Origin of the sequence: Streptomyces sp. SCSIO 30461, from assembly GCF_037023745.1 — a bacterium.
Taxonomy (GTDB): domain Bacteria; phylum Actinomycetota; class Actinomycetes; order Streptomycetales; family Streptomycetaceae; genus Streptomyces.
Map to the genome: position 1 here is coordinate 2,936,697 of NZ_CP146101.1, position 14,238 is coordinate 2,950,934.

The 14,238-nt window shown below is 68.8% G+C and carries 10 protein-coding genes and 3 pseudogenes; 1 reads left to right on the forward strand and 12 read right to left on the reverse strand.

What is annotated here, in order from left to right; all coding sequences use genetic code 11:
* Positions 1 to 151: 151 nt before the first annotated feature.
* Together V1460_RS12905 and V1460_RS12910 are read right to left on the reverse strand one after the other, a co-directional pair.
* The gene (locus V1460_RS12905) at positions 152 to 1,732 is read right to left on the reverse strand and encodes an ISL3 family transposase (RefSeq protein ID WP_338673865.1); all 1,581 of its coding nucleotides are present in this window, start codon (positions 1,730 to 1,732) and stop codon (positions 152 to 154) included.
* A gap of 164 nt (positions 1,733 to 1,896) precedes the next feature.
* Positions 1,897 to 2,315: pseudogene (locus tag V1460_RS12910) on the reverse strand (transposase); the annotation flags it as partial.
* Positions 2,316 to 2,948: 633 nt separating this feature from the next.
* Between V1460_RS12910 and V1460_RS36300 the strand changes: the two are divergent.
* Positions 2,949 to 3,143 (forward strand): annotated as a pseudogene (locus V1460_RS36300) (transposase); the annotation flags it as partial.
* Between the two features lie 23 nt (positions 3,144 to 3,166).
* Here V1460_RS36300 and V1460_RS12915 read toward each other — a convergent pair.
* The 10 genes and pseudogenes from V1460_RS12915 to hemC form a co-directional block, all read right to left on the reverse strand.
* Positions 3,167 to 4,471 carry an amidohydrolase family protein gene (locus tag V1460_RS12915; protein WP_338673866.1) on the reverse strand — a complete coding sequence of 435 codons (1,305 nt, stop codon included), beginning with the start codon at positions 4,469 to 4,471 and terminating at the stop codon, positions 3,167 to 3,169.
* 29 nt (positions 4,472 to 4,500) lie between these two features.
* Entirely contained in the window at positions 4,501 to 5,616 is a 1,116-nt protein-coding gene (locus V1460_RS12920; protein ID WP_338673867.1) for an MAB_1171c family putative transporter, read from the reverse strand.
* 3 nt (positions 5,617 to 5,619) lie between these two features.
* Positions 5,620 to 6,159: a hypothetical protein gene (locus V1460_RS12925; RefSeq protein ID WP_338673868.1), complete on the reverse strand. Its 540-nt coding sequence runs from the start codon at positions 6,157 to 6,159 to the stop codon at positions 5,620 to 5,622.
* Between the two features lie 871 nt (positions 6,160 to 7,030).
* Positions 7,031 to 7,444, reverse strand: a pseudogene (locus tag V1460_RS12930) (NUDIX hydrolase); the annotation flags it as partial.
* Positions 7,445 to 7,474: 30 nt separating this feature from the next.
* Entirely contained in the window at positions 7,475 to 8,203 is a 729-nt protein-coding gene (locus V1460_RS12935) for a class I SAM-dependent methyltransferase (RefSeq protein ID WP_338673869.1), read from the reverse strand.
* A 32-nt stretch (positions 8,204 to 8,235) separates the two neighbouring features.
* The gene (locus tag V1460_RS12940) at positions 8,236 to 9,138 is read right to left on the reverse strand and encodes an NUDIX domain-containing protein (protein ID WP_338673870.1); all 903 of its coding nucleotides are present in this window, start codon (positions 9,136 to 9,138) and stop codon (positions 8,236 to 8,238) included.
* Between the two features lie 118 nt (positions 9,139 to 9,256).
* Entirely contained in the window at positions 9,257 to 10,525 is a 1,269-nt protein-coding gene (locus tag V1460_RS12945; protein ID WP_338673871.1) for a M15 family metallopeptidase, read from the reverse strand.
* Positions 10,522 to 12,003 (reverse strand): NUDIX domain-containing protein, encoded by a 1,482-nt coding sequence (locus tag V1460_RS12950; RefSeq protein WP_338673872.1) that lies wholly within the window; start codon positions 12,001 to 12,003, stop codon positions 10,522 to 10,524. Before V1460_RS12950 ends, V1460_RS12945 begins: the two co-directional genes overlap by 4 nt.
* A 49-nt stretch (positions 12,004 to 12,052) precedes the next feature.
* Entirely contained in the window at positions 12,053 to 13,231 is a 1,179-nt protein-coding gene (locus V1460_RS12955) for an NUDIX hydrolase (protein WP_338673873.1), read from the reverse strand.
* Positions 13,228 to 14,187 carry a hydroxymethylbilane synthase gene (gene hemC, locus V1460_RS12960; protein WP_338673874.1) on the reverse strand — a complete coding sequence of 320 codons (960 nt, stop codon included), beginning with the start codon at positions 14,185 to 14,187 and terminating at the stop codon, positions 13,228 to 13,230. Before hemC ends, V1460_RS12955 begins: the two co-directional genes overlap by 4 nt.
* Between the last annotated feature and the right edge of the window lie 51 nt (positions 14,188 to 14,238).

The following is a 14,238-nucleotide window of genomic DNA, read 5'->3' on the forward strand; positions in this document are numbered from 1 at the left end:
GACCGGAGCCCTGGGAACCGGGCCCCGGCGGTCGGACAGATCAAAGCAAGGACAGCCCAGCAGGACGTCAGTTGTCGGGGTACGACCTGAAGTGGCCCTGGCAAGATTTTCGTGAAGTCGGGGTGTGCCACCGTGCGCCGGTGACGCTCTGTTATTGGTAGTGGCGTCGGAGTATGGCCATGTGGATGACGCGGTGGCGGAGGAGTGGGACTCCGGCGCGGCCGGCCATGATCCGTTTTTGGAGTTTGAGGTCGGTGATGCGGCCTTCGTTGACGCCGGAGCTGAACGGGGTGGTGATGCCCTGCACGACCGCGCTCTGGTCCTCCCGGATGGCGCTGGCCAGGCCCGCCAGGGGCGGGAGGCGGGAGCGTGTGAGGTGTTCGAGCCAGGCCGGCAGCGGGGCGGCGTCGCGGGTGTCGAGCATGGCGGCGAACTGGCGCACCAGATCGTGGGTGCAGTCCAGTTCCGGGCAGTGCTCGAACAGCCGGCGTAGTTGCTCGGAGGCATGCAGGCTCCGTCGGGAGGGTGTGGTGGTGATCCATCGGGCGACTTGCCGGGGCGAGGGAGGCCGCTCGCGCGGCGTGTCGATCGGCAGGCCGCGGCGCAGCGGCGCGACGGCCATTTTGATCCGCTGGTAGTGGCCGCGGTAGCCCTTGGCGAGGAGTTCCTGGTGCAGCACCGTGGCGTTGTGCTCGCCTTCCTCCCAGCGTTGTCGCAGGTAGTCCAGGTAGGGGTCGAGGCTGGTGGGCCGGCGGGGCCGGCTGGTTCGTACGCATTCCTGCCAGGTGGCTGCCCGGGCGTACTTGCTCACGGTGCGCCGGTTTAAGCCCGTCTCGCGGGCTGCGGCGTTGATCGATCGGCCGGTGTCGGTCACCGCGTGCACCGCCTCGAACAGCCGCTTCGCGTGGCGCCGGGCCGGGGTATCGGCCTGGTTGGACGGTCCCACAGGTTCGTCCTGTGATGGTGTTGCTTCAGGCTCGGGTACCGCGGCGGCAAGACAGCCGCGGTGGGCGGCGGCGATGTCCCCGACCCGCTTCGACAGCCCCTGCCACAGGTGAAAGCGGTCGCTGACCTGCACCGCCTCCGGGGCACCCTCGGTGATGCCCTGGCGGTAGACCAGCGACCCGTCCCGACAGACCACCTCGACACCGGGGTGCGTCCGCAGCCAGGCCGTCACCTGCTCCGCGTCGCGCCCCTCCCACAGCTCGATCGGCAACCGCGTCTCGCCATCCACCAGCAGGGTGCCGTAGACGTCCCGGTACAGCGCGAAGTCGTCCACGCCCAGGACCCGCGGGGTTGCAGCCGGCGGAAGTGGTAAGCGCATCAGGTGGAACAGGACGCTGGTCCGCGACAGCGGCACCTTCAGGATCTGCAGGAGCCGGGCGCCGCCGCGGCCGGCGAGGAGCACGCCGGTCATCTCCACCAGATGCTGCAGCAGCGGGCTCCGGCGTCGGTAGCGTTTGGTCAGTCCGTCGACCTGCTCGGCAAACGTCCGCCGGTCGCAGCGCGGGCTGTCGCAGAACAGCCGCCGCACGGAAAGTTCGATCAGCACCGGACGCCCGCCGACAGCGACATCGGCCAGGGAGCGGCAGTAGCGACTGTGCACCCGCGCGGAACCGCGGCCGCAATCCGGACAGGCCACCGTCGTCTCACGCGTGGAGGCCGCAACGCGGACCACGCCGCCCGCCACCCACACCCGCTCCACCCGCACCACATCGAGGTGCGGAGACACAATCCGTACGAGGTCATCACACTCGACGACAGTCCCGCCACAAGTGACGGAGCGTCACCGGCGCACGGTGGCACACCCCGACTTCACGAAAATCTTGCCAGGGCCACGTTCACGTGTACGCCGACATCAGTCAGTGATTGGGTCACGACCACCGGGGACCCGGATATCACTATGTCGGTGATCGTGGAGATGGTCTGCTTCGACACCTCGGCCCCGTAGACCTCGGCCAGGTGCGCGGAGATCTCCCCGTGCGTGAGGCCCTTCGCGGACAGCGACAGCACCATTTCGTCCACTCCGGTCAGCCGGCGCTGCCGCTTATTCACGATCTGCGGCTCAAAGCTGCCGGCCACGTCCCTGGGCACCCTGACCTCGACCGGGCCGACATCGGTCAGCACTGTCTTCGCCGGGTGCCGTTACGGCTGTTGCCGCTGTTCTTCCCGGCCGCCTCGTGCTTCTCATAGCCGAGGTGATCGGTGATCTCACCCTCCAGCGCAGATTCCAGCACTCGCTTGGTCAGCCGCTGCAACAGCCCGCCCTCGCCGGTCAGTTGCAGACCCTCGCTCCGGGCCCGGTCGACCAGCATCGCGATCAACTGCTCGTCCGTCGTGGCCGCACCGACCGGCTCAGCCACGGACTCGTGCTCGATCGTCATCTCACTCACTTGGCGTCTCCATGATCAACAGATCCGCCGTTGATTAGACACTCCCGAACGAGAAGGAGGTGAGCACCGGGTTCCAGGCCGGTTGGGACCGCTTGGTGGGTATAGGCCTCTTGCTCTTGATATGGCCTGTTTACGAGGCGGCGTTCGTGTCTGCTCGCCGGGGTGCTGTCGTGCCGGATGAGTCAATGTTGCTCTACCTGCACCGGTTGCCGGGCCAGAGGGTGGGGTCCACAAGGCGGTCCGGCGGCCCGAGGGGGAACTCTTCGGAGCCTGTGGACCTGTGGAGTGCCCAGGCTTCGTGCCGGGCTTCTGACGAGGAGAGTGGGTTCATCATGCGTAAGGTAATCGTGGTGCTGGTCACGATGGGTGCGTTGTTCGGAGGGGCGGGGATGGCGTCCGCTGGCATCATCGTCCATGATCGTTCCGGGTCCGTCGCCGGCCGCTGACGCCAGGCGGTTCGGGCAGTGCGGCTTCCTCCCACCGGCCGGGACCTGTCCCCGAGTGGTGGACACCTCTGAGCCCGGCCCCGCCAGGGGCCGGGTAGGAGGCATCTTTATGGTGATGAAGGTCTACTCGCCCGAGTTCAAGGCGGACGCTGTCGCGCTGTACCTGTCGGACCCGAGCCACACCTTCGAGGGCATCGGCAAGGACCTGGGGGGCAGCCGCGAGACGCTGCGCAACTGGGTGCGGGCCGAACGGGCCCGCCACGGCGGGGGCAGCACGACGAGCACGGAGAAGAGCACGGTGGATTCCCCGCCGACGGCCGAGGAGCTTCAGGCCGAGAACGAGGCCCTGCGCCGGGAGCTGGCGGCAGCCCGCAAGGAGATGCAGAAACTCGCCACCGAACGGGACATTCTCCGCAAGGCGACGAAGTTTTTCGCACAAGAGATGATCCCGCTGGCCAATTCCGGCACGTGCCCTGCCGTGATCACGGCACGGATCTGCTTGAGCGCTTCGAGGTCGGCCAGCGGGTCGCCGTCCACGACGAGCAGGTCGGCACGGAACCCGGGCGCGATCCGGCCGGTCGACTCGCCGAGACCGAGCGCCTCTGCCGCGCGGACGGTGGCCATGTCGACGACCTTGTCAGCCGGCATGCCCACGTGCGAGTAGAAGCCGAGCGCCCCGGCGAGCGACCCGCCGAACCCGGTCCGCTGCACGCCGGCGTCGGTGCCGGCGATCAGCCGGACGCCCGCCTCGGCCATCGTCCGCACCTGCCCGAACAAGATCTTCGTCCGCTCCTCACCGAAGACACGCGCCGCCGCCCGCCAGTGCGGACCCACGGCCGGGCAGACCGCGATGCCCTGATCGACGATCTTGTTCAAGACGTCAGGGCGCAGACCGAAGCCGTCTTCCGTCATCCACGTGCAGTGCTCGATGGTGTCCACGCCGGCGTCCACCGCCGCCGCGATGCCGTCCGCCCCGTGGGCGTGCGCGGCCACCGGCACTCCGGCCCGATGTGCCTCGTCCACCAGGGCCCGCAGCTCGCCTGTGGAGAACTGGCTCTGCCAGCTCTTCGGCCCGTCCTTCGTCAGGCCGCCCCCGGACGCCATCACTTTGATCACTCCGGCACCCGACGCCAGGTTGCGCCGCACCAATTCACGGATGGCGGCCTCGCCGGAGACTTCACCGCCGAGGAAGTGGCAGTGTCCTCCTGGCGTGGTCAGGGGCGTGCTCGCGGCCACGATGCGAGGGCCGACGGCAACGCCCTGGTCGATCTCCTGCCTGAGGCGCAGGGCCAAGCCGTTGCGGTCCCCGAGGTCACGGACCGTCGTCACCCCACTCGACAAGAGCTGCTCCGCACGAAGGCGCATGCCGTGCAGCAGTTCTTCGTCGCTCGATTCATGGAAGGCAGCCAACGGTTCGGTGCCGCCGTCGAACACGAGATGCACGTGGCAGTCGATGAGGCCGGGCATCACCGTGGCACCGGGAAAGGTGAGTTCCTCCCCTTCCGCGTCGGAGTGGGCCACCAGTTGCGTCCGCGGCCCGACGGCGGTGATCGCGTCACCTTCGATGAGGACAGCACCGTCCTCCACATACGTTCCGGAGCCGGTCAGGACCCGGTCGGCGGTGATCAGCATGCTCTCGCTTCCCCTTTGTGCTTCTGTCGTCAGGTGGTCAGCCGCAGCGCCTCGGACACGGCGATCAGCTCGCCGACGTCCGAGTCCCGGTCGTCTCCTTGCGGCACTGCCAAAGACACTGCCCGCTCCGGGACCGGAGCACCGTGCTGGATCGCGGCGGAGGCATGCCGCAGTCGTCTGGCTAGTTCCGTGGGATCCAGGCGCAGAAGGCCGGGTTCATCCTCTTCGCTCAGCAGGTAGGGGCTGATATCAACCAGTCCGTCACGGCATTCCACGATCCGCCTGTGGTAGCGGCGATGCACACCACGGGCCCGCCACTGATCCCACCTCGTGCGGGACGCGGGCGGCAGCTGGTTCTCCGGATAGACCTCGATCAGCAACTGCCACAGCGACTCCAGTCGACGGTGATCCCGGCGCCGGCGCAACCACAACCGCGCGGCGGTGACCCTCGCACGGACACCTGAATAGGTGACACCCGTGACGAACAGCAGGCTCGACAGCATCACCAAAGCCGCCGCCCCGGTGGAGAGTGGTCCCGGCACGGCACCCCCGCCCCAACGGACAGCGACGAAGACCGCGCGGACACCACAGGCGACCGCCAGCGCACTGAGACCGATCGCGGCCACCCACAGTCCCGTGGCGTGAGGGCGACTCGACATACGGGCATAGCGGGCGGACCACCGTCCGGCCAACGCAATCACGTACGTCATATACAGGCCGGCGCCGAGATAGAAGCAGGCGACCTGGGGGATCGTCATGTCCACCGTGCGAAACGGTTCGCTGAACGCCCCATGAGGCGCGCTCAACACCGCAACCGTGATCGCCACTGCGACCACGGCAACGACCACCCCCTCCACCCGAGCGCGACGCCGCGCTGCTCGCCCGACGGACGAATGGAGGTAAAAGCACATCAGGAAGAAGCACGCGAGCAACAACAGCAGGTTCTCGACCAGCTTCACCATGTCGTGCCCGATGATCGCGTCCAGGTCGGTGGCTCGTCCCAGACCGGCTACCGCGTTCGACAGTCCCATGGCCAGCAGCGTGAGGGCCACCGACCGGGTGGGAGCGTCATGAGGGGCACGCGACCACAGATAGAGCCTCCACGCGAAGGCAACGGAGATGATGAGCAGGAGGTATGGCGCCATGGCTTACAACCACCCTCGCCGGTCGCCCAGCGCCGCCTGTACCCGGCGGACCTCCGGGTCATCCGAAAGAGGCGGAAGAGCATCGACCACCGAGGACCACTCCAAAATGATCGTCGCCGCAAGCTCGACCGAACACTCCACCCTGTCTGTATACGAGCAACGACGGGCGATTCGCCGGATAAGCCTTTGATCGAGCACCGGGATGAGCGCGGCCCAGCGCTCGATGAAGCCGTCCACCGGCTCTTCCGCAGCCTCCTCCCCGTTCTCCTCCCACTCGGCGACGAGGATGTGAAGGATCTCATGGAGAATGATCTGCTGCTGGTGAAGCCGGGTCGTCTCCTGCTGGTAGAAGACGATGTCCATATCAGCCGTGTCGACCCACAACCCTGAAGGCCCCGGCCTCTCCAGCGCATAGGGACGCAGGGAAATCGGACGCCCACGCCTCACGCTGAGCGCCCTGACCAACTCCTCCACATCCAAGGGTGACTGAGCACCCAGGTCGCGCAGCTCACGACGCAGCCGGCGGTGCAGGTCACGCTCCACCGTCCGATCCCCGGCGGCGCGCCAGCGGCGCCCCGCCCGCCGCTGGACAGGCGAACTGGACCCCGCCCCGTCGCGACCGCGATTCCCCGACAACATTGACTATCCCCTTCAAGCCTGCAGAGACGGCTCCCCTGGAGCCGAGCGGCACAGTTCCCCCGTTGATGACGTCCTGTTCCCAGCATTGGAACGACCGCGGACCGCGATGGCGGCGTGTGTCCCCGCACCCGTCTCTCAGGGTTGGGGTCGCTCGAAATCGCTGAAACAAGCGAGCGATTGGACGCGAGAGCGCTTCAATGAGGTCGCAGGGAACCTGGACGCAGTCGAAACCTACACACCAGCCATGGCTGGAAACATGTGTATCAATTCACACGTGCCTGCAATTGATCATGATTCCAAAGCGATTCAAATCGGACCGAGTTCGGGATCGGATCGCCAGCTGACCTGCATGTTTGCGGCTTGCCGCAGGTGTCCGATTATCGGCGGCCGTGTATGGCCCCGTTATGGATCTGAGACGTCCTGGCTCAAACCTGTGCGCTATGCGGTGCAGATTTGAACTAAACCTCTTGGTGAATCGGGTGTGGTATCGGGTGAATCGGGGGTGTCGTGTGATTAAGGAGTTCGCCGTGTCGAAATGTACCGCCGCTCCAGTGATGATCCGTTTGATGCGGTGTAGGTCCTACGCTATGAAGACGGGCGGATCAGCCTGCGCACCTGGAAGGGTCGCGGCGTCGTCGGTCGCCCCGAACGGCTTTCGTTGGTTACGCGGAGCAGTCCAACTTGATGGTGAGCGGACGTGCGGTGCTACCGGAGCGCGGTACCTACGTCGTGCCGCGGGAGGGCATCTGTGCCGGCGGTTGTGACAATGCGCCGCCTACTTGGCTGGGGCGAAGGCGGTGAAGTGCGCTGGCGGGTGGTCGATGGGCAGGTCGGGCCGCCAGGCGGTGAGGATTTGGGCGCTGCATACGAACAGGCCGTCGGGGAGCTGATCGAGTGGGTACCACGCCCAGTCCCCGACGCTCTCGCCCGGCTGCGTGATCGGCTGCCCTTGCCAGGTGTGGACGAGGGCGCCGACGGTGACCCGCAGGACACCTTCGACGTGGTCGACGAGCGTGCCCAGAAGCCCGACGTCGCCGGTCCGGGCGGCCAAGCCGGTTTCCTCTGCGAGTTCTCGGACGACCGCGTCCTGGAAGGACTCCCCGGCCTCCACGCTTCCGCCGGGCAGTTCGAGGGTGCCGCGGCGATGTCGGCCCAGCAGGATTCCCTGCCCGCTGACCAGGATCGCTCCGACGCCGACGGCCGCGTGGGCGGCCGGCGCTCAGGTGCTGCGGGGCCGGCTGGACACGCGCGTCGGCCGGTCGGGAAGGCGCCGGGCGCGGATGAGCTGCTGGATGACCCTGGCACTCTCGTCAGGGTGCGGGTACAGGTCGATTGCCTCGGCGCGGAAGCCGTACTCGGTGAGCAGGTCCTCCCACAGCTGCGGTGCAAGGACCCACACCTGGGTTGGCAGGGGCGGGTCGTCGCGCAGAAGGATCATCTGCTCGCGCGGCGCCACTTCCGCGGACGGACCGCGGCCGTGCAGGTCGGTATGCAGGAGTGAGAGGATCAGTGGGGCGCCGGGACGCAGTCCGTCGCGTAGTGCGGGCAGTGAGCGGTGCGGGTCGATGAAGGCGAGCGTTCCGATCGCGTACGCGGCGTCGAACGGCTCGGCTCCGGCAAGGTACTCGGTCACGTCAGCCTGGACGAAGTCCACGCCGTCAACGTCCGCGTGGGCCCCGACGGCGCGTTCGTGCTGGGTCGGGGACAGCTCGATCCCGGTGACACGGGCTCCGTGGGCCCGGGCGAGGTGGACGGCGTGGTGGCCGGCTCCGGAGCCGATGTCCAGGACGCGTCTTCCCGTGACGTCACCGAGGACTTCCGCTCCCGGTCCGACTCCTTCCCAGGGCGTCCAGCCGAGCCGATCGGGGATAGGCGGGGTGTAGGCGCGGGCCAGTTGGCGCTGGCCGTAGAGCTGCCAAGCCCGGATGTTGATGTCCTCGGCGGGCACGGTTGCCTCCTGGTTGGTGAGTGTTCGACGGGTCAGGTGTGCGTGATCAAGTACGCGGGGCCCTCGCCGCGTCGGGCTCGTTCGATGGCGTCGAGGCGGGCGAAGGCGAGCGGTGCCATCAGCTCCTGCCAGGTCGCGAGGTCGTGGACGGCCCACATGTCGTGCTCGGCGGGATCGAGACGGATCCGGCCGAGCTGCTCGGCACTCAGCCGCCCTCCGTCGAAGACGAGCCCCACCTTGTTCAGCGGCAGCCGGGGCCCGGCGTGCAGGAAGTGCGTCAGGAGCAGCTTCGGCGAGTCCAGACCGAGTTCGAGGCCCGTCTCCTCGACCGCCTCGCGCCGGGCGGTCTGCAACGGATCCTCACCCGGGACGTCCAGGTTGCCGCCCGGGAACTGCCAGAGTCTCGAACCGTAGACCGAGCGCAGCTGGACCGGCCGGTCGCGTTCGTCGCGAATGTACAGGCAGCCGTACACCATGTGGTGCGGGACGGTCTGCGCGTACTCCTCGGCCGTCATCGGCATCGGGCGGCCGGGCCGGGCAGGGCGATGGTCGAACGCGAAGGCGAGAACGCCGAGCGCTTCCTTGGCCGACGGGTAGACGCTGCGGAGGCTGGCGAGCAGCTCTCCGGGCGGCCCGTCCGGGTCGATGCGCGCGATGTCCTCCGAGCTGAGCAGGTCCTCGAAGGAGGGATACGGGGTGATCCGCTGCACGATGACGTCGAGTTCCCGCCCACTATCCCGGTCGTGGAAGACGACCGTGTCGCCGACGCCGACGGCGCGCTTGCTCGGGGTGGCCACCCTCACTTCGATCGTCTTGCGCCCTGCTTCCACCTGCCGGTAGTACCGCCCGAGCAGGCGCATGTGATGCTCGGGCGGTTCGTCTCCAGCCGCTCGGCTCGGGACGGCCGGGATCGCCTGCTGGATGTGGTCAGGCATACGCTCCTCCGTTCGACGCGATGCGTCCGTTGCGGTCTCGGGGTCGCAATCGGGCCAGGCGGCGGTGGCCGCGTTCCTGCGATTTCGGATCGGAGTGGGTGGCGAGGCTGCCGTCGTGCTAGGGCAGTTCGACCGGGCCGTAGCGTGCGTGCGGTTCCTGCCGCATCAGTGCGTCGTACCGGTCCGCCACCGAGAAGTGCCAGAACTCGGTCCCATAGTTCGTAAAACCCGAGCCCTCCATCGCGTTGAGCAGCAGCGTGCGATGGTGGCGCGCCTGATCGCTGAGGTTCGGAGCATGCGTGAAGCAGGCCCCGTCGCTCTCCTCGGGGGAGGCGTTGACACGGGTGCCGAGGTTGAGTTCGTGGCCGTCCTGGTCGACGAGGGTGACGTCCACGGCCGCGCCTGCGGAGTGGGGCGCGATCTCCGGTGGCGACACGTACCGGCTGGCGGCCTGGTGCAGCTGTTCAGGTGTCCAGTCGGGGTGAGCGGTGGCCAGTTCGTCGCGGTACTCGGTGAAGTAGCGCTGCTGGAGGGAAAGCGGCCGGTAGCCCTCGATGAACAGCAGGTCGGTGCCGGCGGGCAGGAGCGAGCGGGCGTGCTTCAATCGGGCCAGGACGCCTTCGCGGACGTGGGCGAACGCGCCCAGCGGATCTTGCTTGCGGGGATCGACGCGGAAGCTGTGGTCCCGCACGTCGACGAGCGGTTCCCCGCACTCGCGCACGGGGCTCGCGGCGACTTGCGGATCGGACATCAGCACCAGAGGGTTCATCGAGTCTCCCTGTGACGGCTTGCGCTGCGGTGGCGGGATGGGGGAGGTGGGGGCAAGGCCGGTTTCGTGGAGGATGCGCGCGGTGGTGTCCTGCAGTGTGCTGTCGGCCGGGATCACGGTCTCCAGACCGCCGGGCAGCAGGTCCAGCTCGCGGTACCAGGAGGCGAGGTGGCTGTCGGTGACCTCCTCCAGGTACGCGGCATCCGCCTTCGACGCGTGCCGGACCAACGTCGCCTCCAGCGGTACGTCCAGGTAGTAGCAGCGGGAGATGCCGCGGTGGTCCCGTACGAGAGACATGATCATGTGGCTGTAGCGGTCGGCGTACAGGATCCCTTCGAGCACGACGTGAAAGCCGGCGTCCAGGGCTTCGCGTGCGATCTTGCCCAGCAGGGCGATGTTGGCGCCGCGCGCGGTGTCGTGCTCCCTGAGCACGTTCCGACGGATCACGTCCTGGCCCACGATCGCGACACCGCGGCCGTAGTGATCTCGCAGACCCTGGGCCACACTGGACTTGCCCGACGCCGAGTTGCCGCGAATCACCACGAGGCGGGAGTCCTCGCGGCCGACCGCAGTCGCAGGGGACAGACGACGGTGTGCGACGCTCGGTGTGCCGGTCATGTGGGCCAGCCCGTCTCGCTGTACAACTCACCGTTCTGGATCTTCCCGATTGCCAGTCGGGTATAGGGGACGAGGTCGTCGGGGAGCGCGGCGGGGTCCCAGAATCTCCACTGGGTGCACTTGTCCGGCTCGCGCAGTGTCGGCTCGCCGCGCCAGGTACGGGCGCGGAAGAACAGGCCCATGCGGGGTGGGTATTTGGGCTTGCCGATGTGGTGGACGACGTGGACGAGTTCGACGTCCTGACGCTCGATGTGTAGGCCAGCTTCCTCGCTTGCCTCCCTGATCAGGCAGGCGATGGCGTTCTCCTGCTCGCAGTGGCCGGCCAGGACGTGCCAGGTGGACGGCGCGAATGCGGAGTCGGGGTGGCGCAGCCCTAGCAGCACCGTACCGTCGGGCCGCTCCAGGTAGAGGTGGACGCCGATGATGTTGGGGACCGTGCCGTGAGGCGAAGCCAGGCGTTTCTCCTCGGGTTCGGGCCCGCTCCGGGGCGCGGTGCCGGCCGGGCGGCTGGCGGCGTGGCGCCGTACGAGGTCGCTGGTGGTGTCGGCGATGCGTAGGCGGTGGAGGTCTGAGGGGGTGAACCAGGCGAGCATCACCCCTTCGGTCAGGTGGAGTTCGCGCGGGTCGCCGTTCCAGCGGGCGGCGTAGATGGCGATGGGTACGGTCTCGCCGGCGTCGGATGCGTATTCGGTGCCGAACGGGGTGAGGTCGGCGAGGTCGAGGCCGGCTTCCTCGGCCAGTTCGCGCCGTACGGTGTGTTCCAGGGTGGCGTCCTGGGGCTCTTTGCCGCCGCCGAGCAGGGACCACATGCCCGGTTCCCAGATCCGGCCGGGGAAGTAGTCGCGCAGGTGGAGTAGGTACTCGCCGCGGTCGTTGTAGATCAGGGCGGAGGCGTTGGCCGTCGCCCGTGCGGCTACGGGCGGGAGCTTGAGCAGCTTCTCGCGCAGGGTCGGGGAGGTCACCCGGTCCACGGGCCGCCACTCGATTCCGCCGACCTCTTCTTCCTGCAGCACGACTGGTACCTCGGTCGCGGTGTGCAGGCGGAAGAGGAACCGCAGGTCGAAGTGGCGGTGTCCGGGTTCGCCTTTGCCCGGGTGGGCGTCGATGTCGTGGATGTCGATGTCGAGTGGCACGGTCTCGTAGCCGGGCCACGGCGTGACGTCCCGGGGCGGGATCCCGGTCTCCTCGTGCAGCTCCCGTAGTGCCGCTGCTGCCAGGGAGTCGTCGGCGGGTTCGGTGTGTCCGCCAGGGGGGAGGACCTTCCCGCTCGCCAGGTGCAGCACGTGCAGGACGCGGCCGAGCGGGTCGACGACGATCGTGCCGCAGGTGACATGCCCGGTGAAGGTGGAACGGCTGGCGATCTCGTCGCCCGTTCGGTCAAGGGCGTCCAAGAGGGCGCCGAGCTGCTCGCGCTCGTGAGGGTGGCGAGCGAGGTAGGCGTCGATGGTGGTGCGGATGTGGTGGTGCGACAACGGCATGGCGGCTACCTCAGAGGGTCATGGAGCGGAACGAGGCGGGGCGGTCGGGTCAGTTCAGCCGCATCCCCTCCGCCGGGATCTCCTCGACGGCGGCGGGGCGAGCGAGGGGCAGGCCCCACCGCTCGCGTGCCGTCTCTGCTGCGAGTTGGGCTTGCCGGGCTCCGGGCGGGCCCCAGCCCAGCAGGGCGGCTGCCTGGGCTGGGGTGGCGAGCAGGCGGGCGAAGGGGCGTTCGGTGGCGGGGTCGACGGCCGCCGGGCCGATAGCGGTGACCCGGGCGGCCAGGCGGAGCCGGGCGTTGGGCCCCACGCCGCCGTAGACCTCGCCGGTGGCGTCCAGCACCCAGCCCAGGCGTACCGGGTCTGCCAGGGTGAGTTGGGCTTCCTCGGCGGCTTCGCGGCGCAGGGTGTCCTCGGGCGTCGCATCGGTGCTCTCCAGGGTGCCGCCGGGCAGCATCGGAAGCGCGCCCCGAGGGCCGGGATCGGCCACCACGACGACGCGGCCGTCGGGGACGAAGCACCACGCCCAGGCTTGCTGCACGGGCAGCCGGTCGGGGACGGGGCCGCGGTGGAGAGGGCTGTCCCACAAGGGCCGGTAGCGGACATGGACGTCGTGCCGGTCCAGGGCCGGGACGTCGAGGATGTGCCGGCCGTCGGCGAGGTGGGCGGTGGCGGTGTTTCCGAGCCGGGCACGGTAGGCGGCGAGCATGATCTGTCCGTCCACGGGGCGCAGCCGTTCTACCGCGTCCCGGGTTTCGAGGAAGGCGTACTCGGACAGCTCCTCGTGCGGCAGGCGGATCGCCTCCACCTGATCGGGGGTGATGGCTCCTGCGTCGAAGACGAACCGGACCTCGCCGGGGCAGGGTGCGCCTGGCCGGAGGTCTGGGTGGTGCTGGGAGAAGGAGTGCACGGCGAGCACGGCCGACAGGGGCAGATCCAGGCCCAGTTCCTCGATGATCTCGCGCCGGCAGGTGACGTGCGGGTGTTCACCGGGCTCGACGACGCCCCCGGGCAGCAGCCACGAGTCGTCCGTGCGGTAGGTGGGGTGCACCAGCAGGACACGGCCGACCTCGTCGGTGATGATCGCGGCAGCGCCGAGCCACGCCGCGTGCCGGGCCGCAGCTGTGTGAGATTGCCGCATCCGCGCCTGGTCGTGGTGCCCGCTCGGCGGAGGGAACACCGCGGTCTTCGAGTCGGACTGGCTGTCTCCGGCGGTTGAGGGATCGCTCATCGGGGTCCTCCCAGAAGCCTGTCCGCGCCAGCATGCAGCAGTTGATGCCCGGCTCGTGTTCCGAGTGAGGTGGCGTCGGACACCTCGCCGGTCGTGACCGTGCGCAGGGGAGTGCCTCCGGTGGGGTCCAGGACGACAGCGTGCACGGTGAGGCGGCCGGACTCTTCTTCGAGGACCGCGTGCACGGAAGCGGCGGTCAGGCAGCCGCCGTGCAGAGCGCCCAGGGCGGAGCGCTCGGCCTCCAAGATCGCGCGGGTGGGGGTGTGGCTGAGCGGTGCGAGGAGGTCACGGGTCTGGTGGTCGTCGGTGCGGTGCTCGATGACGACGATGCCCGCCCCCGCCGCGGGCAGCCACACCGTGGGGTCGAGGACTTGCGAAGCCCGGTCGGTGAGCCCGAGGCGTCGAAGTCCGGCCAGGGCGGCGATCATCACGTCGGCGCCAAGCGTCCCGGAGTCGAGCGCGTTCATCCTGGTGTCGGCGTTCCCGCGGATCGGGACGGGCACCAGGTGCGGGTGGAGGGATGCGAGGAGGGCTGCGCGGCGGGGTGCGCTGGTGCCGACGCGGGTGCCGGGCGGCAGGGTGTCGAGGGTTGCCAGTGGGTGGCCGGCTGGCAGGACCAGGGCGTCGCGGACATCTTCACGCGGCAGGACGGCGCCGACCGTGATACCCGGGGCCCGGTCGTGTGGGCCCGGGACGTCCTTGGCGCACGCGACGGTGGCTTCGACATGGCCGGCGAGGAGATGCTCGTCGGCGCGGCGGGTGAAGGCGCCCTTCCCGCCGATGTCGGCCAGCGGGCCGCGGTGCACATCGCCCTGCGAGGTGATCTTGATGACGCGGAGGTCGATCTCCGGATAGCGGGCGCGGAGTTCGGTCTCGACCCGGCCGGTCTGCTCCATGGCCATGGGACTGGGCCTGGTGCCCAGCCGGAACTGGGTGGTGGTTGTGGAGGGCGGCACGGGCAATTCCTGACTGCGGTGGGTTTGAGCGGTGTGGTCTCTGTAGGCAGG